This is a genomic window from Roseateles sp. GW821-FHT03B02 (assembly GCF_059421025.1).
Genome location: NZ_JBWKUV010000010.1, coordinates 227,626 through 250,083, shown reverse-complemented (window position 1 = coordinate 250,083; position 22,458 = coordinate 227,626). Strand labels below are relative to the sequence as shown.

Genomic DNA, 22,458 nt, shown 5'->3' with positions numbered 1-22,458 from the left:
CACCTCCCTCCGGAACAACTCCTCAGCCTCTCCCTTGGACGATTCGCTCATCCATAGGCAACGCGCAAAGAGCCAAAGAGATTGCCCGTCACGACGCTGGCGCCAAGAACTTGGCTCATACCGCGGAGGCTGTGGCTCAAATCATCACGAATGCTCGGGACAAAAGACACAAGGCCATTTGTCTGGTCACTGGTGTCCCAGGCGCAGGCAAGACGCTGGTGGGCCTGGATGTAGCGACCCGATTCCAAGATGCAACCAGCGACCTGCACAGCGTCTACTTGTCGGGTAATGGTCCGTTGGTGGCGGTTCTGACCGAAGCGCTGGCCAGGGACAAGGTCAAGCAGGAAAAGCTTCAAGGCCGCGTGATGCGCATCGGCGCAGCTCGCCAAGCTGTCCAGGCTTTTGTCCAGGCAGTGCACCACTTCAGAGATGAAGGCTTGAAAGACCCTCACCCACCTGCGGATCATGTGGCCATCTTTGATGAAGCACAACGGGCTTGGAATTTGGCGAAAACGGCTGACTTCATGCAGCGCAAGAAGCGACGTCCCGGCTTTGCTCAATCGGAACCACATTTCCTGATCTCTTGTCTTGACCGGCACCCAGATTGGGCCGCGGTGGTTTGCCTTGTTGGCGGAGGTCAGGAGATCAATACCGGTGAGGCGGGCATCTCCGAATGGCTGGACGTGATTCAACGGCAGTACCCAGATTGGCGCGTTTACCTCTCCGCCCAATTGCACGACAACGAGTACGGCGCCGAGGACAGCATCGCAGCGCTGGCGAAGCGGCCCCATGTGGAATTCAACGACGCTTTGCACCTCGCAGCGTCAATGCGCTCATTCAGAGCTGAGAACGTTTCGGCTTTCGTCAAGAAAGTTCTAGACCTGGAAACGGCAGAAGCCAGGGACCTCTATCGAGGTATCGCCTGCCGCTATCCGATCGTATTGACGAGATCTGTCGAAACAGCGAGACGTTGGCTTCGACAGCAGGCACGGGGGTCTGAGCGCTTCGGTCTTGTCGTCTCATCTCAAGCGGTGCGGCTCAAGCCCCATGCCATCGACGTGCGCGCGCCTGTCGATCCGGTTAACTGGTTCCTGAAAGACCGAGACGATGTGCGCTCTTCTTACTACCTAGAAGACGTCGCCACCGAGTTTCAAGTGCAGGGCCTGGAACTCGATTGGGTAGGTGTTGTCTGGGATGCCGACTTGCGCCACCACCGAGGGCAATGGCAGCACAACAGCTTTGTTGGCAACCGTTGGCAGTCCATTCACAAGGTTGACCGGCAGACATATCTCAAGAACGCTTACCGGGTGCTGCTGACGCGTGCTCGGCAAGGCATGGTGATTGTGGTGCCAGCCGGTAGTGATGCAGATCCCACCCGCGCGCCCCACTACTACGACGAAACCTACGACTATCTGCGGTCAATCGGCGTCAGCGTGCTGCCTTGAATCGAACACGGCGGGACGTCGTCTGGCGGTCTCGATATTTCCGGTACAACCGAAATCACTGGGGTAGTCTTTTCAGTGCTTAGATGGGTGATCTGCCCCCCATCGTCGCCCACCACACCCCACCCCACAAGTGATCCAGGTACCGCCCCTCGCGGTACATCTCGCCGTTGTGCCCCAGCGCCGTGACGAACACGCGGCCCTTTTCAAACGAATGCCACCAGCTCACCGGGTGGTCGGCGCCCATGCCCTTGGCGACCTGGCCGGGCCAGATCTTGGTGGGGTCGTAGCTGCGCTCGTCCACGGCCAGCACGGGGTGGATCTGTACGCCGTGCGGGTTGCTGAACTCGTACCACTCGTCTGACCAGATCCAGCGGTCCGGCACACCGAACGTCGCCGGGTGGCCGGCATCCACCTTGTTGACGACGGCCGTCTGCAGCATGGGGTGGACGGTGAAGCTGCGGCCGACGAGCTTCTCGTACCAGGGCCACAGCCCCGGCTTGCTGATGATGGCGCGGTGCACGACGACCGCGTTGCCGCCGGCCTTCATGTAGCGCTCGAATCCTGCCCGCTGCGCCTCGTTGAACTCCTCGCCCGAGCTGTTCAGCAGCACGACGGCTGCGTACTTGCTCAGGTCGCCCTCGAAGGCACCGGGCTGGGCCGCCCAGGTCAGCTCGAAGGCGTGCAGCCTGGCCAGCTTCTCGAAGCTCTCGTGCGCCACCGGGATGTACTCGTAGTGGTACTTGGTGGGCATGGCCAGCACGAGGATGGCGAACTGCGTGTCGGCCGCCAGGGCCGGCGTGCCGGCCACGGCGGCGGCCGCGGCGAGAGCATGGAGCGTCTTCTTCATCGTGCGGCCGATTCTTCCAGCAACCAGCCGCCCAGTTGCCGCATGGCCGCGGGCGTGCGCGCCAGGCTGCGGTGGGTGGTGCCGGCCAGCTGGTGCACGGTCACGGCCGCGCCGGCGCGCTGCAGCGCCTGCACGAGGGTGTGCGAATGCGCGTGCGGCACCTGGCGGTCGCGCTCGGCCAGCAGGACCAGCACCTCGCCCTTCAGCGCCCGCGCGGCGGCGACGCTGTCCAGCGGTGAGCGCAGCCAGGGCGTCAGTGGTGCGAGCAGGGGGTTGCGCCTGAGCACCGCACGCAGGCTCTTGAGCGGCGTGATCAGCGCGACGCTGGCCGCCGGGCGGCCGGCCGCCGCCAGCCGCGCCGCCAGCTGCATGGCCACGCCGGTGCCCAGGCTGCGCCCTGCCAGGTGCAGCGCGCCCGGCGGCAGGGCCAGCCGCGCCAGCCCCCAGGCCGCGGCGGCCTCGGCGTCGGCCACGCAGGCGGCCTCGGACGGCCAGCCGCCGCTGGCACCCAGGCTGCGGTAGTTGAAGGCCAGCAGCGCGCAGTCGTCGGGCAGCCAGCCGGCGAGGTCGGGCGTCCAGGCGACGTGCTCGTTGCGCCCGCCGAACCACAGCAGCAGCCGGCGTGGCGGGGCGTCGCCCACGGGGACGGTGAGCCAGCCCTGCAGCTGCACGCCGCCCGGACGCGCCAGCCACACGGCCTCGGGCCGCCGCCGGCCGGCCGCCGGGCCGGGGTCGGTGCGGCGGATGACCCAGGTGCGGCCGAACAGCAGTTTGCCCTGCAGCGCGATCAGCGTGGCCGACAGGGCCAGCGCCGCGAGCAGGCCCCAGGCCCAGGGCGGAATGGCGGCAGGCAGGTCGGGGAAGGACATCGGCGGGGCTTTCACGGGGCGGGAGGCCCGAGGCTAGGCCGCCCGCATGACAGCGTGGTGAGCCCCCCGGCAGCTTCGTCAGCGCGTGCAGGACGCAGCGCCCAGCGCAACGGCGCGCGGCTGCGGCGCGGCCCGTGGTGTCCACACCGTCAGCGCCAGCCCCAGGCCGACGAGCGCGGCGCCGGCGATCTCGTTGGCATGGGGCGTCTCGCCCAGCACGGCGCGCACGGCGATGACGGACACCGGCACCATGTTCAGGAACAGCGTCCCCATCGGTGCGCCGAGCTTGCGCACGCCGGCGTTGAAAGCTAGGGCCGCCGCCACGGTGGGCCCGAGGGCGATGTAGGCCAGCTTCGGGCCCAGGCCGACCAGCAGCTCGGGCGAGGGCGCCTCGATGAGGCCGGCCAGCGTGGCGAGCACCGTGCCGCCGGCCAGCCAGGGCAGGGCGGCAATGGCGGTCAGCGCGGTGTACTCCAGCGGGCTGTGGTCGGGCAGCCGGGCGGCGTTGCGGGTGTAGAGCACCCAGCCCAGCGTGCCGGCCAGCGTGATGGCGTCGCCCAGCAGCATGCGGGCGTTGACCTCTCCGGCGTGGCCGATCAAGTGGGCCACCGTGGCCACGCCGGCCAGGGCCAGGCCGGCGCCGGCCACGGCGCGCAGCGGCGGGCGCTGGCCGTCCAGCGCCCAGCGCAGGGCCAGCGTCGTGAAGGGCATGGTGGCCATGATGACGGAGCCGTGCGAGGGCTGCGACAGCCTCAGGCCGTGGAAGACCAGGATGCTGAACAGGCCATAGCCGGCCAGGCCGACGAGGCTGTGGCGTAGCGCGTGGCGGCGCAGCTTGGCCCAGGGCCGATCGCCCGCCAGCTGCACGAGGACGACGAGCAGCGCGGTGGCCAGCGTGTAGCGCAGCAGGGTGAACCAGGCCGGGTCGAGCTGGGCGGTGATGGGTTTGCCGATCAGGAAGAGGCTGCCCCAGGCGGTGGTGGCGAACAGCAGGGCGGTGATGGCACCCGGGCGGGTGTTGGCAGTCATGGGGGACTCCAGGCGGAAACGGATGCCGTCACTGTGGGCGCCGCGCGCGAAATCCTCCATTCGTTTCGGCGGACCGCCCCGTTCGGAATTTCCGCAAGCGGCCCCCGACCCGCTTGCGCAGAATGCCGGCCATGGAGATCTACCAGCTCAAGACCTTCGTCGCCGTCGCCACCGAGGGCAACCTCACCCGCGCGGCCGAGCGCGTGTTCACCAGCCCGCCGGCGGTCAGCGCCCAGCTCAGGGCGCTGGAGGACGAGTTCGGCGTCAAGCTCTTCGAGCGCAGCGCCCGCGGCATGGCGCTCACGCCCGCTGGCGAGCGGCTGCTGGCCGAGGCGCGGCGCACGCTGGCCGCGGCCCACGGCATGCAGGCCGCCGCGGCCCAGATCCGCGGCGAGGCGCGCGGCCTGGTGCGCATGGGCACGGTCAGCGACGCGGTGGCGCTGCGCCTGGGCGAGGTGTTCGTGCACCTGGCCGAACACCATCCGGGGGTGCAGCTTCAGCTGCAGCAGCTGGTGTCGTTGCGCGCCATCGCCGCGGTGCGCCGCGGCGAGCTGGACTGCGCCTGCGTGCTGCACGAACACGCCGGGATCGAAGGCCTGGAGCTGCGGCGCCTGCAGGCCTGCGAGATCGTGCCCGTGGTGCCGCAGCGCCTGCTGCTGAGCGGCGGCCTGCCGCCCGACCTGGCCGGCCTGGCCGCCCTGCCTTGGGTGACGACGCCGCCCGACTGCGGCCTGCGCGTCCACCAGGAGAGGCTGTTCGCCCAGGCTGGTGCCGTGCTGGAGGTCGGCCTGCAGGCCGACACCGAGGTGGCCGTGCGCAGCATGGTGGCGGCCGGCATGGGCGCCGGCATGGTGCGGCGCGACCAGGCCGCGCTGATGGAGGCCGCCGGCCAGGCCCGCATCTGGCCGGGCTGGGCCGCGCCGACCTGGTTCTGCTGGATCGGCAGCCCGGCGACGACGGCCGCGCCGGCCGTGGGCGCCGTGCGGGACGCGGTGGCCCTGACCTGGGTCTGATCACGGGTTTGTCATGCAGCCGCAGCGGCTTTTGCGCACACTCGCGCCATGGCCTACGCCCACACCCTTGGCGCCGAGCGCTTCCGTTTCGCCGACCTGCGCACGCTGCTGGCCAGGGCCAGCCCGCGGCGCTCGGGGGACGAGCTGGCCGGCGTGGCCGCGGCGAGCGCGCGCGAGCGGGTGGCGGCGCAGTTGGCCCTGGCCGACCTGCCGCTGAAGGTCTTTCTCGACGAGGCCGTCGTGCCCTACGAGCGCGACGAGGTCACGCGGCTCATCGTCGACACGCATGACGCCGCCGCCTTCGCGCCCATCTCCCACCTCACCGTCGGCGGCCTGCGCGATGCGCTGCTGGCCGACGACGTCGAGCCCGCCCGCATCGCGCCCGGGCTGACGCCCGAGATGGCCGCGGCCGTCACCAAGCTCTGCCGTGTGCAGGACCTGCTGCTGATCGCGCAGCGCTGCGAGGTCGTCACGCAGTTCCGCTCGACGCTGGGCCTGCGCGGGCGCCTGGCCACGCGGCTACAGCCCAACCACCCGACCGACGACGAGGCCGGCATCGCCGCCAGCCTGCTGGACGGCCTGCTGATGGGCGCGGGCGACGCCGTCATCGGAATCAATCCTGCGACGGACAACGGGCCGCAGGTCATGCGCCTGCTGCAGATGCTGGACGCCGTCATCGCCCGCCACGAGATCCCGACGCAGAGCTGCGTGCTGACGCATGTGACGACGACCCTCGAGGCCATGGCGCGCGGCGCGCCGGTGGACCTGGTGTTCCAGTCCATCGCCGGCACCGAGGGAGCCAACCGCGGCTTCGGCATCACGCTGGCGCTGCTGGAGGAGGCGCGGCAGGCCGCGCTGGCCCTGAAGCGCGGCGGGCGCCACGTCATGTACTTCGAGACCGGCCAGGGCAGCGCGCTGTCCGGCGGCGCCCACGAGGGCTGCGACCAGCAGACGCTGGAGTGCCGGGCCTATGCCGTCGCGCGCCACTTCGAGCCACTGCTGGTCAACAGCGTCGTCGGCTTCATCGGCCCGGAATACCTGTTCGACGGCAGGCAGATCCTGCGCGCCGGCCTCGAGGACCACTGCGCGGCCAAGCTGCTGGGCCTGCCCATGGGCGTGGACGTCTGCTTCACCAACCACGCCGAGGCCGACGTGGACGACCTGGACAGCCTGCTGACGCTGCTGTGCACGGCCGGCTGCAACTACATCATGGGCGTGCCCGGCTCGGACGACATCATGCTGGGCTACCAGAGCACGAGTTTTCACGACGCGCTGGCCATGCGCCGGCTGCTGGGGCTGCGGCCGGCGCCGGAGTTCGAGGCCTGGCTGCAGCGCATGGGCATCTTCGAGGCCGGCGACGTGCCGCGGCTGGCGAGCGGGCTGCCGCCGTCCTTCGCGGCCCTGCTGGCGCCGTCATGAGCGTGGTCGCGCAGCCCTGGTCGCGCCTGCGCTCCTGCACGGCCGCGCGCATCGGCCTGGGCCGTGCCGGCGTCAGCGTGCCCACGGCTGCGCACCTGGCCTTCCAGCAGGCGCACGCCGAGGCCCGCGACGCCGTGCTCGCGCCGCTGGACGCCGACGCGCTGCTGGCCGGGATTGGCGCGCTGGGCGAGGTGCCGCTGCAGGTGCACAGCCGCGCGGCGGACCGCGCCGCCTATCTGCAGCGGCCCGACCTGGGCCGGCGCCTCGACGCGGCCTCGGCGGCGGCGCTGGCCGCGCTGGACGCCCGCGCGATGGATCTTGCCTTCGTGTTCGCCGACGGGCTCTCGGCGCTCGCGCTGCAGCGCCAGGCGCTGCCGCTGTTCGCCGCGCTGCGCGAGCGCCTGCTCGGCGAGGGCGGCTGGACCTGGGCGCCGCCCGTCGTCGCCACGCAGGCCCGCGTGGCGCTGGGCGACGAGGTCGGTGCGCTGCTGAGGGCGCGCTGCGTCGTCGTGCTGATCGGCGAGCGGCCGGGGCTGTCGGCACCGGACAGCCTGGGCGTGTACTTCAGCTGGGCGCCGCGCGTGGGCCTGGTGGATGCCGGGCGCAACTGCATCTCCAACGTCCGCCCCGCGGGCCTGGCGCCACCCGCCGCGGCGGCCCGGCTGCACGGGCTGCTGCGCGAGGCGCGAACGCGCCAGCTGAGCGGCGTGGCGCTGAAGGACGAGAGCGACGCGCTGCCGCTGCCGGCGGCCGGCGCGCAAGGCCCGGCCCTGATGCGTCTGCTGTGCGGCTAGCCGCGCGGCCGGGCCCGACTAGTTCTCGTCCAGGCTGATCAGCCCTTCGCGGAGGGCCCATTTCACGAGGCCGGCGATGTCGTTCAGGCCCAGCTTCTTCATCAGCCGGCTACGGTAGGTGTCCACGGACTTCGGCGACAGGTGCAGGGCCTCGCCGATGGCGTTGCTGGTGGCGCCCTGGGCCACCATCAGCAGGATCTGGCGTTCGCGTGGCGACAGGGCCTCCTCGTCCGCGCCGCCCTCGGTCAGCATGGAGGCAGCGAACTCGGCGGCCTGCGGGCTGAGAAAGCGCCGGCCCGCCGCGACGGCCTCCACGGCCTGCAGCACCTCGGAGCTGGCCGAGCCCTTGAGCAGATAGCCCGAGGCGCCCAGACGCAGGGCCTCGGCGACGTGGCGGGGCTGGTCGGACATGGTCAGCACGATGACGCGCAGCTTCATGCCGCGCCGCTGCAGCTCGGCCAGCAGCTCGAAGCCCGAGCGCTGGCCCAGGCGCAGGTCCAGCAGCACGACGTCGGGCAGCAGCCGGCCGAGGTCGGCCAGCGCCGGCGTGGGGCCTGCGGCCTCGCCGACGACCTCGTGCCCGGCGGTCTCGAGCACGACGCGCAGGCCGTCGCGCATGATGGCGTGGTCGTCAATCAGGTAGATGCGGCTCATCGGCGGCGTCCCATGTCAGGGTGACCATCGTGCCATGAGCGGGGGTGCCGTCAATGTGAAGTTGCGCGCCGATGGCCAGGGCCCGTTCGCGCATGCCCACCAGGCCCAGGTGGCCGGGGCGGCCGACGCGCGCGCCCGGCGCGATGCCGATGCCGTCGTCGTGGATGCCGAGCGTGAGGCGGTGCTCGTCGCCGTCCAGGGTGAGCGTGACGTGCCGGGCCGAGGCGTGCCGCAGCGCGTTGATGAGAGCCTCGCGGGCGACCATGAAGACGGCGTACTCCACGTCCGCCGGCCAGCGCTGCAGCTGGGCGTCGTCGCCGGCTTCGAGCAGCACCCGCGCCTCGCCCTCGGCGGGGTGGTGCTGGCGGACCTCGTTGTCCAGCGCGGCGGCCAGGCCCAGCTCGTCCAGCAGCGGCGGGCGCAGCTCGGACAACACGCTGCGCACCTGGCGGTTGGCCAGCACCACCAGGTTGGCGATGCGCTCGTTCATGCGCGCCTTCTGCGCGTCCGCGGCGCTGCCGTAGGCCTCCCAGTGCAGGCGCAGCGCGGCCAGGGTCTGGCCCAGCTCGTCGTGCAGGGACTGCGCGAGCTTGCGGCTGGTCTGCTTCTCCTGGTCGAGCAGGCGGCGGTTGAGCTGGGCCAGCTCGTCGCGCGTCTGCTCCAGCAGGGCCTGCTGGGCCGCGCGTTCGGTGACGTCGCGCAGGATGGCGGTCAGCACGATCTGGCCGTTCGTGACGGCCTGGGAGATGGACGCCTCCAGCTGCAGCACGCGCCCGTCGGCGTGCAGGCCCTGCACGAGGCCGGCGCCCATGGCGCGCTGGCTGACGCCAGACCCGCAGAACGCCGCCAGCGCCGCGCCATGGTGTGGGCGGGCCGATGCGGGCAGCAGGTCGTCCAGCGGCATGCCCAGCATCTGCGCGGCGCCGTAGCCGAAGATGCGTTCCGCGGAAGGGTTGAACAGCGTGATGCGGCCCTCGGCGTTGACGCTGACGATGGCGTCGCTGGCGTTGCCGATGATGGCCGACAGCCGGGCCTCGCTGTCGCTCACGGCCTGGCGCGCCAGATGCTGCTCGGTCACGTCGCGCAGGATGACGCCGAAGCGCGCCGAGCCGGGGGCCAGGCCCAGGGCGTAGATCGAGCCCTCGAAGCGGCGCATGCCGATGCGGCCCACGTGCATCTCGAAGCCGATGTCGCAATGGCCCTCGATGTGGGTCTGGCGCAGGTAGTTGCCGGCGCGGTGCTCGCAGGGCAGCACCTCGTCCAGCGGACGCCCGAGGGCGAGATCGGCCGGGCAGCCGCTGAGCTGCTCGGCGCCGCGGCTCCATTCCAGCACGTTGCCGTCGATGTCCAGCGTGGCCAGCAGCGTGTCCAGTGCCGCATCGGCCAGGGCACGCAGCCGACCGGCCATCGCGTCGGCGCGCACGCGTGCCATGCGCTCGGCGCGGATGTCGTAGACCATGGACAGCGCGCCGACGCGCCCGCCCTGGGCGTCGAACATCGGCACGACATGCCATTGCACGGCCACGCGCTCGCCGCCGGGCGTCAGCGCCTCCAGCCGCGCCGCGAATTCGCCCGGCGGGTCGCCGAGCTGCTGGTAGAGCCGCAGCAGGCCGTCGCGCTCGGCGGGCCCCACCAGGCACTCGCCGGCCAGCTGGCCGCGTGTGCCCTCGCTCGTCCAGCCCAGCAGCCGCGTGAAGGCGGGGTTGACGTACTCGACGCGGTAGTCGCGGTCGATCAGCGCGATGGCCGTGGGCAGGTGGTCCAGGGCGCGGCGCAGGTTGCCCGCGTCGCGCGCCAGCCAGCCCATCAGCCGCTCCACCGGCGTGGGCTCGCTGCGGCCGGCCACCAGGGCCTGCACGCGGCTGGCCACGCCGGCCGGGTCGTCCAGCCGCTCGTGCGCCAACACCGCCTCGAACATCGGCCCCCAGGGCGTCAGCATGCGGCGCGACAGCCAGACGCCGGCAGCGGCCAGCAGCAGCGCCGCCACGGCGCCGACGCGCAACATCGACGTCGACAGCTGCTCCACCACCGCCAGCGCCACCTTCTCGCGCTGCAGCACCACGGCCCGCCAGCCCAGAAGCGCCGGCTCGCCGGCCTCGCCACGCAGCGGCGACTGGGCCACCAGGTAGCGCACGCCGTCGCCCGCCTGCCAGGCCCGGGCCGCGGGAATGTCGCGCGGCAGCCCGGCCGGCACCGTGGCGCCGTGCACGACGCTGCGATTGTCGGGGGTGGTCATGACCAGGCCGGTCAGGCCCAGCTGGCGCGACGCGTCGGGTTCGCCCAGGCCCACCTCCATCACCTTGTCCACCCAGTCCACGCCCAGGTGGGCGGCCACCACGGCCACGACCTCGCCGGCCTCGTCGAGCACCGGCTCGCCGATGTCGATCAGCTCGGCCGGGCTGCCCGGCAGCCGGGCCAGCAGCGGTGCCAGGGCCACGGCCGGGTGCACGTCGCCGACCATGCCGGTGCGCCCGCGCAGGAACACGGGCCGCTTGTCGATGGCCTGACCCTCCAGCCAGCCCCGGCTGCCGGCCAGCACCCGGCCGTCCAGGGCCACCAGGCCTATCCACACGAAGCGCGGCGAATCGATGACCAGCTTGTCCAGCTCGGCCCGCACCCGCGCGGCCGGTGCGCCGGGCCGCAGCAGCGGCGAGCGCGCCAGCAGGCGCACTTCGTTGACCGAGTCGCGCAGCTCGGATTGCAGCTGCAGCCCCAGCACATTGGCGCGCTGCTGCGCACGCAGCAGGCCGCGCTCGGTCAGGTCGGCGTTCAGCAGCCGATGCTCGAAGGCGAGCATCACGCAGGTCAGCACCGCCACCGTCAGGGCGGGCAGCAGCGCGAAGCGCCAGGTCAGCCGCGTGGCTTGGTTCATGCAGCCACTGTAGAGCCGCCGCTGAGCCTGAACACGCGCACCGCCTGCGTCACCAGCTCCGCCTGGTGGCTGAGCGACATGGCCGAGGCCGACAGCTGCTCCACCAGCGCCGAGTTCTGCTGCGTGAGGCCGTCGATGCTGGACACGCTGCCGTTGACCTCGCTGATGCCGCCGCTCTGCTGCTGCACGGCCACGCTGATGCGGCCGATGAGCTCGTTCATCTGGTCCACCGCGGACTCGGCCTCCCTGGCCGAGCGGCCGGTGTCGGCCACGATGCGCACGCCCTCCTCGACGCGGCTGCGCGAGTCCTCGGCCAGCTGCTTGATCTCCTGTGCCGCCTCGCGGGTGCGGCCGGCCAGCATGCGCACTTCTGACGCCACCACCGCGAAGCCGCGGCCGGCGTCTCCCGCGCGCGCGGCCTCGACGGCCGCGTTCAGCGCCAGGATGTTGGTCTGGAAGGAGATGCCGTCGATGACGGTGACGATCTCGTGGATGCGCATGGTGGCCTCGCGCACGGCATCCATGCGTTCGCTGGCCTGCTGGCTGGTGCTGCCGGTGTTGCGCGCGGCGGCGGCCGTGTCCCGGGCCAGGTCGCGGGCCTGGAAGGCGCCGTCGGCCGTGTGGCGCACGGTGGCAGCCACCTCCTCCAGCGCGGCGGCGGCCTGCTGCAGATTGCCGGCCTGCTGCTCGGTGCGCTCGCCCAGGTCGCGCCCGCCGGCGGCGATCTCCGAGCAGGCCAGGTGCACGCCGTCCACCTCGCGGCGCACGTCGCCCACCACCGCCTGCAGGTTGACGTTGAGCTGGGCCAGCGCCCGCAGCAGCCGGCCCTGGGCATCGCTGCGGCGGGTCTGCAGGTTCTGCGTCAGGTCGCCCGAGGCCAGGCGCTCGGCGGCCACGGCCGCATCGACGAGGGCGCGGTTGCTGCGGCGGCGCAGCCAGCCCAGCAGCGGCAGCGTCGTCACGGCGGCCGTGGCGGCGACGGCCAGCGCCGGGCTCAGGCCCAGTGTGGCCACGGCCGCCATGGCCACGGCGCCCGACGCCGCGCCCGCACCCAGCAGGGCGGCGCCCTCCTGCAGCAGCGAGGCTTGGCGGGCCAGGCGGGTGCGCAGGCCGGCCAGGCCTGGGCGCTGCAGGCTGCCCTTGTGCAGGCGGGTCGGCAGGGTGGGGTTCTTGCCGCCGCCGGCGGCGCGGTATTCCTCGCGCATCTGCGCATACAGGGCCTCGGCGCTGCGGATTTCCTCACGGCTGGGCTTGGTGCGCACCGACATGAAGCCGCAGATGCCGCCGCCGTCGCGCACCGGCGTGACGTTGGCCCGCACCCAGTAGAAGTCGCCGTTCCGGCGGCGGTTCTTGACCAGGGCCGTCCAGGGCTCGCCGCCCTTGAGCGTGTCCCACATGTCGCGGAAGGCCTCGGCCGGCATGTCGGGGTGGCGGATCAGGTTGTGCGGCTGGCCCAGCAGCTCATCGCGCTCGAAGCCGCTGGCGGCGATGAAGGCGGGGTTGCAGTAGGTGATGCGGCTTTGCAGATCGGTCGTCGACACCAGCGGCGTGTCGGCGCTGATCTCGAATTCCTGCTGGGTCACGGGGCCGTTGTCGCGCATGGCAATCCTCCTTGATTTGGGCCATGGCCACACTTTCGGGGAAGCGCTGCAGCGGCGCCATGCGGGTCGTGTAGGGGATTCTTGTTCGACCCTGTCGGGGATGCCGGAAACCCCCCTCCACCCCCTCGCCGCGCCCGCACCGGGCGGCCAAGATGCCGGCATGCCCTCAACGACCTCCTCCGACGCCGCGCTCATCCTGCTGGCCGGCCCGGCCCCGGAAACCGCCACCGGCCTGCTGCAGGAGGCCGGCTGCCGCGTGCGCAGCGCCGCCTCGGGCGCCGCCCTGCTACGCCTGGCCGCCGACGAGCCCCGGCCGCGCCTGATCCTGCTGGGCGAGACCGTGGGCGACCAGCCGGGCCTGAGCCTGTTGAGCCGGCTGCAGGACGACCCGGCCACGCGCGCCATTCCCGTGCTGTTCGTGAGCGGTGGCGGCGACGAGGAACTGGCCCTGGCGCTGGGCGCGGCGGACTGCCTGGGCCTGCCGCTGCGCCCGCTGGTGCTGCTGGCGCGCGTGCAGGCCCAGCTGCGCCTGGCGGCGCTGGCCGGCCTGGTGGGGGTCGTGTCGTGAACGTGCTGTCCCTGCCTGCCGTGCGCCCCGCGCGCTGGTGGCGGCGCCTGCTGGACGCCGGCCGACTGCGCCGGCCGCGGCGCTGCGCTCGCGCGCTGAGCGGCCAGGCGCTGCAGATGCTGGACGCCGTGCTGGCCGAGGCCGGCGTCATCGTCATCGTGAGCGACGCCGACGACCACTGCCTGCTGTGCAATGCCGAGGCGGCGCGCGTGGCCGGCCTGGCCGTGCCGCCCGCGCCCGGCAGCCCGCTGGCGGGTCGCCTGCCCGACGTCATGCTGCACGGCCCCGCCGCGCGGGCCGATGCCGAGCTCTGGCCGACCCCGTCCGGCCCGCGCCTGTACCGCGTGCACCGTGGCCGCCTGCCCGGCGACGGTGAGCCCCGCTACCTCGTCGCCCGCGACGTCACCGAGCAGCGCCAGGACGCGCAGCGCCTGACGCGCAACGAGCAGCAGCTGTCGCTGGCCATGCGTGGCGCGGCACTCGGGCTGTGGGACTGGCAGGTCGCCACCGGCGAGGTCCATGTCAACGAACGCTGGGCCAGCATGCTGGGCTACCGCGTCGAGGAGATCGAACCGCACCTGGACAGCTGGCGCGCCCTCGTCCACCCCGACGACTGGGTGGCCATCGACGCCGCGCTGCTGCCGCACCTGCGCGGCGAGACCGACAGCTACCGCTGCGAGCACCGGCTGCGCCACCGCGACGGCCACTGGATCTGGGTGCTGGACGCCGGCCAGGTCGTCGAGCGCGACGCCGAGGGTCGCGCGCTGCGGGCGCTGGGCATCCACCTGGACGTGACCGACCGGCGGCTCGCCATCGACGCGCTGGAGGCCTCGCGCCGCGAGCTGGAGGCGCGGGTGCAGGAGCGTACGCAGGCGCTGGAGCGGGCCACGGCCGAGGCCCATGCGGCCAGCGAGGCCAAGTCGGCCTTCCTGGCCAACATCAGCCACGAGATCCGCACGCCGATGAACGCCATCGTCGGGCTGACGCGGCTGCTGTCGCGCTCGGCGGTCGATCCCGAGCAGGCCGGCCGCATCGCCAAGATCGAGGTCGCCGCGGATCACCTGATGACGCTGATTGGCGACGTGCTGGACCTCTCCAAGATCGAGGCCGGCCGCATGACGCTGGAGCAGCTGCCGCTGGCCCTGCCCGAGCTGCTGGAGCAGTCCCTGGGCCTGTTCGGCCTGCAGGCCCAGGCCAAGGGCGTCGCGCTGCGGCTGTGCGCCGCCGGCCTGCCCGAGCGCCTGCTCGGCGACCCGACGCGGCTGCGCCAGGCGGTGCTCAACCTCGTCGGCAATGCCGTCAAGTTCACGGCGCACGGCGAGGTTGTGCTGAGCGTGCGCGTGACCGACGAGGCCGCCGACGCGGTGCACCTGCGATTCGAGGTCAGCGACACCGGCCCCGGCGTCAGCCCCGAGGCGGCGCAGCGGCTCTTCAGCGCCTTCGAGCAGGGCGACGCCACCGTCGCGCGCCGCCACGGCGGCACGGGACTGGGCCTGGCCATCACGCGGCGCATCGCCGAGATGATGGGCGGCGAGGTGGGCCTGAGCAGCGAGCCCGGCCGCGGCTCGACCTTCTGGTTCACCGCCCGCTTGGCGCGCGATCAACGCCCGGCCAGCGCCGGGCCGGACACGGCCTCGGCGCGGCTGCCCGCGGCCGAGCGCATGCGGCTGCGGCATCACGGCCGGCGCGTGCTGCTCGTCGAGGACAACCCGGTCAACCAGGAGATTGCGCTGGCCGTGCTGGCCCAGGGGGCTCTGGACGTGCGCGTCGCCGACGACGGCGCCAGCGCCATGCGCGAGGCCGCGGCCGGCGGTTTCGATGCCGTGCTGATGGACCTTCACCTGCCCGACATGGACGGCTTCGAGATCACCCGCCGCCTGCGCGAGGCCGGCGTCGGTGCGCCCGTGCTGGCGCTGACGGCCAGCGCCATGCCGCAGGAGCGCGAGCAGTGCGAGCGCGCCGGCATGACCGCCTTCCTGACCAAGCCGCTGGACCCGGACGCCCTGCACGAGGCCTTGCTGGCGGCCTTCGCGCGGTAGCCGCAGGCTCGTCAGTGCATCGCCGGTGCGGCGTCCCGCTCGGCGCGGTCGATGGCGCGGCGCTCGTCCAGCCGGCGCGCCAGGCGCTGCACCTGGTGGACCGACAGCAGGTGCGCGTAGGCCAGACCCAGCCAGCCGCGCCCCGACAGGTGCGCCAGCGTCGCGCCGTCCAGCGCCCGCAGCCGCGCCTCGTCGATGGTCTTGAAGCCGCGCAGCGTGCTCTTCTCGCCGTCCACGACGTAGTCGATGCTGCCGTCCTGCAGCAGCTCCAGCGCCGCCAGGTGGTTGGCGAAGTCGCGACTGTCCAGCATCTCCTGGCGGAAGTTCAGCAGGAAGCGCTTGATGTCCTCCAGCCAGGGCGTCTCGTGTCCCTCGGCGTCGAACAGGGCCTCGCCCTTGTCGGTGTTCAGCCCCGCGTAGGCGCGGTCCAGGCAGACCGTGAAGCTGGCGTTGCCTTCGGCCTCGGCCAGCACGAAGGGGTAGCGGCGGAAGAAGGCCGGCAGGTAGGCGCCCGCGGCCCAGCCGCCGTCGGGCTGCACGAAGAGGTTCTCGTGGTCGCGCAGCCCGAGGATGGCCGCCAGGCTGTGGCCGCCGTCCGCCTCGATGAAGACGCAGGGGAAGTCCAGCGCTGCCAGAGGCAGCTCGCTGGCCGCGATCAGCACCGAGTTCGTGCCGCGCGCGAAGGCAAACGCGCCCGGACCCTGCGCCAGCTTGAGCTGGCGGTGCTGGTCGCGGTTCAGGGGCACGAGGTCGTCGTAGATGAGCAGAGTCTTCATGGCGCTCGCCTGGCTGGCCGTGGAAGCGCTGATTCTGCTGAAACCACCCGCTGCTGCGGAGCCGGGCTCCCCTGTTGATGGGACAGGGGCCGATGCCCCGGCGGGCCGCGGCGGCAAAAAAAAGCCCGGGGCTCGCGCCACGGGCTGCTGGTACTGGCGGCCGGAGCCGGGCTTCAGAACGGGATGTCGTCGTCCATGTCGTCGAAGCCCGTCGCCGCCTTGGGCGCCGGGGCCGGCGCGCGCTGGGGGGCCGGGCGCGGGGCAGCCGGACGCGCCGCCGGGCGGGCGCCGCCCTCGTCGTCGCCACCGCGGCTATAGCCGCCACCGCCGCCACCGCCACCGGCGCCACGGCTGTAGCCGCCGCCACCGCTGCCTTCGTCGCCGCCGCCGTCACGGCCGCCGAGGAGTTGCATCTCCTGGGCAATGATCTCGGTGGTGTAGGTGTCGCGGCCTTCCTTGTCTTGCCACTTGCGCGTCTTCAGGCGGCCCTCGACGTAGAGAGGGCGGCCCTTCTTGACGTACTCGCCGACGATCTCGGCCAGGCGGTCGTTGAAGACGACGCGGTGCCATTCGGTCTCTTCCTGGCGCTCGCCGGTCTCGCGGTTCTTCCAGTTGCGGGTGGTGGCCAGGCTCAGGGTGACCCAGGCGCCGCCGCTGGGGTTGTAGCGAACTTCGGGGTCTTTGCCGACGTTGCCGATGATGATGACTTTGTTGACGCTGGCCATGACGCTCGCCTGAATTCGATGGGGGAAGGGACGAATTATGCCGGGCACCCCCGCCCGGAGCCGTCAGCAACACCCCGCAGACCGCATCCGGTACCCCGGGGCCCGCACTTCGTCTCCCCGCCCGCCGGGCGCCCGGCGGGCCTCCCTAAGATGAAGCCATGAACAGCCTCGGCTCCTCTCACGCCAATCGCCGCCCGAATGCGCGGCTGTGGCTGGCGTACGCCGGCGGCTGCGCCCTGGCTTGGTGCCTGTTCGTGCTGGCCGGCAGCGAGTTCGACCGTGGGCTGGACCCCTTCTGGCTGGCCGTCTACCAGGCCACCACCATGCTGTGGGCGCCCATGCTGCTGGGCGTGGCCGTCTGGCCGGTGGCGCGTCGCCTGCACGCCAGCGACGCCGGCCCGGCCGCCACGGCCCTGGCGCATGCTTTTGCCGCCCTGGGCTTTGCGGCGCTGTGGCAGGCGGGCGAGTTCGCCGTCAATTCCATGCTGTTCGGCGCCGACCACGCCGGCGCCGTGCTGCTGGCCGGGCTGCTGTGGCGCTCGGTGTGGGGGCTGGTGGTCTACGCTGCCATCGCCACGGCCTTCACCGCCGTGCTGCAGTCCCGCGCCGCCCGCGCCGCGGCCGTGCATGCGGCCCAGGCCGAGAGCGCGCTGGCCAAGGCCGAGCTGTCGGCCATCAGCGGCAAGCTCAACCCGCATTTTCTGTTCAACACGCTGAACTCGCTAATCGCGCTGACGCGCAAGGACCCCGCCGCCGCCGAGGCTTCGCTGCTGAAGTTCGCCTCCATGCTGCGTTACGTGCTGGACACCAAGCGCGGCGCCGAGGACCGCGTGATGCTGTCCGACGAGATCGACTTCCTGCGCGACTACCTGGCCCTGGAAGCCCTGCGCCTGGGCCCGCGCCTGCGCGTGGACTGGGACCTGGAGGAGCGCGTCATGGCCGACGAGCTGCCGCCGCTGACGCTGCAGCCGCTGGTCGAGAACTCCATCCTGCACGCCGTGGCAGCGCGCAAGGGCGGTGGCAAGGTGACCATCACCGCCCGGCGCAACGCGCTGAACCAGGGGCTGGACCTGGCCGTGGCCGACGACGGCCCGGGCTGCGAGCCCGAGGCGCTGGAGCCCATGCCGGGGCAGCGCCGCGGCGTGGGCCTGGCTGCGCTGAAGAAGCGTTTCGCGCTGGACTACGACGGCCAGGCCCGCCTGCGCATCCACACCGCTCCCGGCGCGGGCTTTCGCGTCGACCTCTTCATTCCCCAGACCTGACCATGACCACCGTTCTCATCGCCGAAGACGAACACCTGGCAGCCGAGGCGCTGGCCGACTGGGTCAGGGCCACGCCGGGCCTGCAGCTCGTGGCCGTCTGCGAGGACGGCGAGGACGCGCTGGCCCAGATCCGCGCGCTGAAACCCGCCCTGGTGCTGACCGACATCCAGATGCCCGGCCTGACAGGTCTGCAGGTGGTGCAGGCGCTGCAGGGGGACGCCCACCAGCCGCGCATCATCTTCACGACGGCCTATGACCAGCACGCGCTGACGGCCTTCGAGCTGCACGCGGTGGACTACCTGCTCAAGCCCTTCTCGCGCGAGCGCTTCGACGAGGCGGTGGCCCACGTGCTGCGCGACGCCGCGCCCAGCGCTGCCGACGTGGCGCAGGCCCTGGGCGCGCCGGCCGATGCGCCGCTGACGCGCCTGCTGGTGCGCGACCAAGGCAAGATCTTCCCGCTGCAGGTGGCCGACATCGAGTGCCTTCGCTCCGACAACAAATACACCGCCATCACCAGCCGCGGACGCAGCTTCCTCGTGCGGCTGCCCATCGCCGACTTCGAAACGCGGCTGGACCCGGCGCGCTTCCTGCGCGTGCAGCGCGGCTGCATCGTCAACCTGGACTTCGTCGACAGCATGACCCCGGACGAGAACTCCCAGCTCGTTGTGCAGCTGCGCGACGGCACGCGCATCACCGCCAACCGCGAGGTCTCCAAGATGTTGAGGGAGCAGTCGCTGTGAACAAGACCCTTCTCCTGCCGCTGCTGCTGCTGGCCGCCGGTCTGGTGCAGGCCCAGCCGGCACCGCCCGCGCCCCCGGCGGCGCCCGCCCGCCCCGCCCCGCCGGCGGAGGCCGGCCGCCTCTACGCGCCGGGCGCCTTCGACCGACTGGAGCTGGCCGGCGCGGCCCGCGTGGTGCTCGTGCAGGGCGATCGCGACCAGGCCTTCGTCGTCGGCGACGCCGAGGCGCAGAAGGGAGTGGAGGTGGACCTGGTGGACCGGCTGCTCATCATCCGCCCGGCCGGCGGCTGGAAGTTCTGGCACAGCAGCAAGCCGCAGGTGCAGGTGGAGGTGCGCGAGCTGCGCCAGCTCATCATCTCCGGCGCCAGCGACGTCTCTGCCCCCGGGCAGCTGCGTGCCGACCAGCTCAAGCTCAACATCAGCGGCGCCGGCAACGTGAGGCTGGACCAGCTCAACGTGCGCCAGCTCACCTTCGCCATCTCCGGCGCCGGCGACGGCCAGCTGGGCGGCCGCGTGGAGGACATGGCCCTGCAGATCTCGGGCAAGGGCAAGGTCATCGCCGACCGGCTGCAGGCCCAGCGCGCGCGGGTCAGCGTCAGCGGCCTGGGCAACGTGGTGCTGTGGGTGACGGACGACCTCAACGCCCACATCTCCGGCATCGGCTCGGTGGACTATTTCGGCAACCCGGCCGTGCAGCGCTCGGTGTCGGGCATGGGGTCGATCAGCGCCAAGGGCGACCGGCGCTGAATTCGGGCCCAATACGGACATGGACATTTCCGAACGCATCGAGCAGCGCATCACCGACCTGGAGATCAAGGCCAGCTTCGCCGAGGACACCATCGAGCAGCTCAACCAGGTCGTCGTGCGCCAGCAGGAGCAGATCGACAGGCTGATCCGCGAACTCGTGGAACTGCGCCGCCAGGCCGCCTCGGCCGTCGAGCCGGGCGGCGTGCGCAGCCTGCGCGACGAGCTGCCGCCGCACTACTAGGCCTCGCCGTCCCAGTAGTCCAGCCCCGCCTCGCGGCGCTGCAGCAGCCGCAGCCCCGGCGCGAAGCTGCCGACCTTGCCCGAGTCCGGGTAGACGCAGATCTCGGGTTCCTTCTGAGTGCTGATGGACAGGTAGTGCAGCGGCGCGTCGGAGGTGTTGATGATGTGGTGCGGGTACTCCGGCCCGGCGGGGATGGAGATGACGTCGCCGGCCTGGATGGGCACCATCTCGCCGGCCACGCGCAGCGTGCCCTCGCCCTGGACGACGACGAACATCTCCTCCTCGGCGTAGTGGTAGTGGTAGGGGCAGCTCTGCTGGCCGGGTGCCACGATGTCGAAGCTGGCGCCCATCTGCCGGGCTGCCGTGCCCTTGGTCATCGAGGCGGTCTCGCTGTCGTACCGGGGCGCGCGCACAAAGCGCTCGCGCGGCGCATCGTTGAAATTGCGGATCAGGGTCTGACGCAGTTCGGCGGCTCTGTCGGATGGGGGCATGAAGGGTCTCCGGGGACAATGGCGGTCGAATGAATCCGCCCGTGCATCTTCCCGAACCCACCGACGACCTGCAATCCGCAGCCCGCCAGGTCCTGTCAGCAGTCTTCGGCTACACCGCCTTCCGCGGCCAGCAGGCCGAGATCGTCGAGCAGGTGGCTGCCGGCGGCGACGCGCTGGTGCTGATGCCCACCGGCGGGGGAAAAAGCCTGTGCTACCAGGTGCCGGCCATCGTGCGCCACGCCCGCGGCCAGGGCGTGGCGGTGGTGGTGAGCCCGCTGATCGCGCTGATGCACGACCAGGTCGGCGCGCTGGAGGAGGCCGGCGTGCACGCCAACTTCCTGAACTCCAGCCTGACCGGCGAAGAGGCCAGCCGCATCGAGCGCGAGATGATGAGCGGGCGGCTGACGCTGCTCTACGCCGCGCCCGAGCGCATCACGACGCCGCGCTTCCTGGCCCAGCTCGCCTCGCTGCACGAGCGCGGCCTGCTGTCCATGTTCGCCATCGACGAGGCGCACTGCGTCAGCCAGTGGGGGCACGACTTCCGCTCGGAGTACCTGCAGCTGAGCCTGCTGCACGAGCGCTTCCCCGACGTGCCGCGCATCGCGCTGACCGCGACGGCCGACGACCTGACCCGCGCCGACATCATCGAGCGGCTGCAGCTGCAGGAGGCGCGCGTCTTCATCAGCAGCTTTGACCGGCCCAACATCCGCTACCTGATCGCCGAGAAGAGCGCGTCGCCGCGCGAGCAGCTGCTGCGCTTCATCCGCGACGAGCACGAGGGCGAGGCCGGCATCGTCTACTGCCAGAGCCGGCGCAAGGTGGACGAGACGGCCGAGTGGCTGGAGAGCGAAGGCATCAAGGCGCTGCCCTACCACGCTGGCCTGGACGCCGACGTGCGCCGCCGCCACCAGGACCGCTTCCTGCGCGAGGAGGGCCTGGTCATGGTGGCCACCATCGCCTTCGGCATGGGCATCGACAAGCCCGACGTGCGCTTCGTCGCCCACCTGGACCTGCCCAAGAACATCGAGAGCTACTACCAGGAGACGGGCCGCGCCGGCCGTGACGGTGCGCCGGCCGAGGCCTGGATGACCTATGGCCTGGCCGATGTGGTGAACCAGCGCCGCATGATCGACGACAGCCCGGCCGACGAGGTCTTCAAGCAGGGCCAGCGCGGCAAGCTCGACGCGCTGCTGGCGCTGGCCGAGGCGACCGACTGCCGGCGCGTGCGGCTGCTGGCCTACTTCGGCGAGCAGAGCCAGCCCTGCGGCAACTGCGACAACTGCCTGAACCCGCCGCAGACCTGGGACGGCACCGAGGCGGCGAGGAAGCTGCTCTCCTGCATCTACCGCTTCCATCAGCGCGGCGAGCGCTTCGGGGCCGGCCACCTGATCGACGTGCTGCGCGGCAAGGAGACCGACAAGACTCGGCAATACGGCCACGACAGGCTTTCCACCTGGGGCTGCGGGGCGGACCTGTCCGAGCAGCAGTGGCGGGCCGTGCTGCGCCAGCTGATCGCTCTGGGCCATGTGGCGGCCGAGGGCGAGTTCAACACGCTGGCCCTGCAGGACAGCGCGCGGGGCGTGCTCAAGGGCGAGGTGGAGCTCAGGCTGCGCGAGGCCGAGGAGAGGAAGCCGCGCGGCAAATCAAAGACCTCGCGCGCCAGTGCCAAGCCCAGGACCGACCCGGCGCTGGGCCTGGATGCCGAGGGGCATGAGCGCTTCGAGGCGCTGAAGGCCTGGCGCTCCGAGGTGGCCAAGGAGCATGGCCTGCCGGCCTATGTGATCTTCCAGAACACGACGCTGGCCGAGATGGCGCGCGTCGTGCCGGGCGACCTCACCGAACTGGGCGAGATCAGCGGGGTGGGCGCGAAGAAGCTCGAAGCCTACGGCCGCGAGATCCTGCGCGTGCTCGGTCGTTAGCAGAGGGCCGGTGCCACGCAGGCACTGGCGACCTGGGTGGCGCCGCCGGCCACGTTGCGGTGGCCCTCGATGACGACGCGGGGCAGCTGGGCCACGGTCGGCTCCGGCGTGCTGACGCCGCTGATGACGACGCGCTCCAGCTTCACGACCTCCGGGGCTTCGGCCGGGACCGTGATGGTCATCCAGGCGGCGCCGGTCAGCGCGATCATGGCGACCAGGGCGGCGGCGCTGACGGCCTGCAGGCGGGCGGTGCGGGTGGTGGTGGTGCTGATGCGGTTCATGGTGCTTTCCTCTCTGTCTGTGCCGCCAGTGTGTTCGTGAGCGGCCCTGCGATCTAAGGGTTTGCGATAGGTTGCGGCTTTTCGCGGATGAATTGCGGCTGGCGCAGATCAACGGCGGCCGTCGTCA

At 71.8% G+C, this 22,458-nt stretch carries 21 protein-coding genes; 11 read left to right on the top strand and 10 right to left on the bottom strand.

The window, feature by feature from the left end:
* A partial coding sequence (locus tag AC07VX_RS23930) for a DUF2075 domain-containing protein (RefSeq protein WP_493166870.1) occupies positions 1 to 1,445 on the top strand: 1,445 nt, incomplete at its 5' end.
* A 79-nt stretch (positions 1,446 to 1,524) separates the two neighbouring features.
* On the opposite strand, the gene AC07VX_RS23925 is transcribed toward AC07VX_RS23930, so the two are convergent.
* The 3 genes from AC07VX_RS23925 to AC07VX_RS23915 form a co-directional block, all read right to left on the bottom strand.
* Complete coding sequence (locus AC07VX_RS23925) at positions 1,525 to 2,292, bottom strand: ThuA domain-containing protein (protein WP_493166871.1); 768 nt, start codon at positions 2,290 to 2,292, stop codon at positions 1,525 to 1,527.
* The gene (locus AC07VX_RS23920; protein WP_493166872.1) at positions 2,289 to 3,161 is read right to left on the bottom strand and encodes an alpha/beta hydrolase family protein; all 873 of its coding nucleotides are present in this window, start codon (positions 3,159 to 3,161) and stop codon (positions 2,289 to 2,291) included. The genes AC07VX_RS23925 and AC07VX_RS23920 overlap by 4 nt, the downstream gene beginning before the upstream one ends.
* A 78-nt stretch (positions 3,162 to 3,239) precedes the next feature.
* Entirely contained in the window at positions 3,240 to 4,190 is a 951-nt protein-coding gene (locus AC07VX_RS23915) for a DMT family transporter (protein WP_493166873.1), read from the bottom strand.
* Between the two features lie 131 nt (positions 4,191 to 4,321).
* Here AC07VX_RS23915 and AC07VX_RS23910 point away from each other — a divergent pair, with 131 nt between their 5' ends.
* From AC07VX_RS23910 to eutC, 3 genes are read left to right on the top strand one after another with little or no spacing between them, the layout of a single operon-like run.
* Positions 4,322 to 5,203 (top strand): LysR family transcriptional regulator, encoded by an 882-nt coding sequence (locus tag AC07VX_RS23910; RefSeq protein ID WP_493166874.1) that lies wholly within the window; start codon positions 4,322 to 4,324, stop codon positions 5,201 to 5,203.
* A 48-nt stretch (positions 5,204 to 5,251) separates the two neighbouring features.
* The gene (locus AC07VX_RS23905; RefSeq protein WP_493166875.1) at positions 5,252 to 6,622 is read left to right on the top strand and encodes an ethanolamine ammonia-lyase subunit EutB; all 1,371 of its coding nucleotides are present in this window, start codon (positions 5,252 to 5,254) and stop codon (positions 6,620 to 6,622) included.
* Positions 6,619 to 7,416, top strand: coding sequence for an ethanolamine ammonia-lyase subunit EutC (eutC, locus tag AC07VX_RS23900; RefSeq protein ID WP_493166876.1), 798 nt, complete (start codon positions 6,619 to 6,621; stop codon positions 7,414 to 7,416). Before AC07VX_RS23905 ends, eutC begins: the two co-directional genes overlap by 4 nt.
* A gap of 18 nt (positions 7,417 to 7,434) precedes the next feature.
* Here the strand turns inward: eutC and AC07VX_RS23895 are convergent, their stop codons facing one another.
* The 3 genes from AC07VX_RS23895 to AC07VX_RS23885 are packed head-to-tail and all read right to left on the bottom strand — an operon-like array spanning position 7,435 to position 12,543.
* Entirely contained in the window at positions 7,435 to 8,070 is a 636-nt protein-coding gene (locus AC07VX_RS23895; protein ID WP_493166877.1) for a response regulator, read from the bottom strand.
* On the bottom strand, positions 8,048 to 10,942 hold the full coding sequence (locus AC07VX_RS23890; protein WP_493166878.1) for a sensor histidine kinase: 2,895 nt from the start codon (positions 10,940 to 10,942) through the stop codon (positions 8,048 to 8,050). Before AC07VX_RS23890 ends, AC07VX_RS23895 begins: the two co-directional genes overlap by 23 nt.
* Positions 10,939 to 12,543: a methyl-accepting chemotaxis protein gene (locus tag AC07VX_RS23885; protein WP_493166879.1), complete on the bottom strand. Its 1,605-nt coding sequence runs from the start codon at positions 12,541 to 12,543 to the stop codon at positions 10,939 to 10,941. The genes AC07VX_RS23890 and AC07VX_RS23885 overlap by 4 nt, the downstream gene beginning before the upstream one ends.
* 160 nt (positions 12,544 to 12,703) lie before the next feature.
* Between AC07VX_RS23885 and AC07VX_RS23880 the strand changes: the two genes are divergently transcribed.
* A complete protein-coding gene (locus AC07VX_RS23880) occupies positions 12,704 to 13,111 on the top strand; it encodes a response regulator (RefSeq protein WP_493166880.1) in 408 nt (135 codons plus the stop codon).
* Positions 13,108 to 15,150 (top strand): PAS domain-containing hybrid sensor histidine kinase/response regulator, encoded by a 2,043-nt coding sequence (locus tag AC07VX_RS23875; protein ID WP_493166881.1) that lies wholly within the window; start codon positions 13,108 to 13,110, stop codon positions 15,148 to 15,150. Before AC07VX_RS23880 ends, AC07VX_RS23875 begins: the two co-directional genes overlap by 4 nt.
* Before the next feature lie 11 nt (positions 15,151 to 15,161).
* Here the strand turns inward: AC07VX_RS23875 and AC07VX_RS23870 are convergent, their stop codons facing one another.
* On the bottom strand, positions 15,162 to 15,926 hold the full coding sequence (locus tag AC07VX_RS23870) for a SapC family protein (RefSeq protein WP_493166882.1): 765 nt from the start codon (positions 15,924 to 15,926) through the stop codon (positions 15,162 to 15,164).
* Positions 15,927 to 16,099: 173 nt separating this feature from the next.
* Positions 16,100 to 16,651, bottom strand: coding sequence for a single-stranded DNA-binding protein (gene ssb / locus AC07VX_RS23865; protein ID WP_493166883.1), 552 nt, complete (start codon positions 16,649 to 16,651; stop codon positions 16,100 to 16,102).
* 158 nt (positions 16,652 to 16,809) lie between these two features.
* Between ssb and AC07VX_RS23860 the strand changes: the two genes are divergently transcribed.
* From AC07VX_RS23860 to AC07VX_RS23845, 4 genes are read left to right on the top strand one after another with little or no spacing between them, the layout of a single operon-like run.
* Positions 16,810 to 17,913: a sensor histidine kinase gene (locus AC07VX_RS23860; protein WP_493166884.1), complete on the top strand. Its 1,104-nt coding sequence runs from the start codon at positions 16,810 to 16,812 to the stop codon at positions 17,911 to 17,913.
* 2 nt (positions 17,914 to 17,915) lie between these two features.
* Entirely contained in the window at positions 17,916 to 18,653 is a 738-nt protein-coding gene (locus tag AC07VX_RS23855; protein WP_493166885.1) for a LytR/AlgR family response regulator transcription factor, read from the top strand.
* Positions 18,650 to 19,399 (top strand): head GIN domain-containing protein, encoded by a 750-nt coding sequence (locus AC07VX_RS23850; RefSeq protein ID WP_493166886.1) that lies wholly within the window; start codon positions 18,650 to 18,652, stop codon positions 19,397 to 19,399. Before AC07VX_RS23855 ends, AC07VX_RS23850 begins: the two co-directional genes overlap by 4 nt.
* A 19-nt stretch (positions 19,400 to 19,418) precedes the next feature.
* Positions 19,419 to 19,640: a SlyX family protein gene (locus tag AC07VX_RS23845; protein ID WP_493166887.1), complete on the top strand. Its 222-nt coding sequence runs from the start codon at positions 19,419 to 19,421 to the stop codon at positions 19,638 to 19,640.
* On the opposite strand, the gene AC07VX_RS23840 is transcribed toward AC07VX_RS23845, so the two are convergent.
* The gene (locus tag AC07VX_RS23840) at positions 19,637 to 20,131 is read right to left on the bottom strand and encodes a cupin domain-containing protein (RefSeq protein ID WP_493166888.1); all 495 of its coding nucleotides are present in this window, start codon (positions 20,129 to 20,131) and stop codon (positions 19,637 to 19,639) included. The two genes, AC07VX_RS23845 and AC07VX_RS23840, sit on opposite strands and share 4 nt — an antisense overlap.
* Before the next feature lie 29 nt (positions 20,132 to 20,160).
* Here AC07VX_RS23840 and recQ point away from each other — a divergent pair, with 29 nt between their 5' ends.
* A complete protein-coding gene (recQ, locus tag AC07VX_RS23835) occupies positions 20,161 to 22,050 on the top strand; it encodes a DNA helicase RecQ (protein WP_493166889.1) in 1,890 nt (629 codons plus the stop codon).
* Here recQ and AC07VX_RS23830 read toward each other — a convergent pair.
* Entirely contained in the window at positions 22,047 to 22,331 is a 285-nt protein-coding gene (locus AC07VX_RS23830; RefSeq protein ID WP_493166890.1) for a hypothetical protein, read from the bottom strand. The two genes, recQ and AC07VX_RS23830, sit on opposite strands and share 4 nt — an antisense overlap.
* Positions 22,332 to 22,458 lie beyond the last annotated feature (127 nt).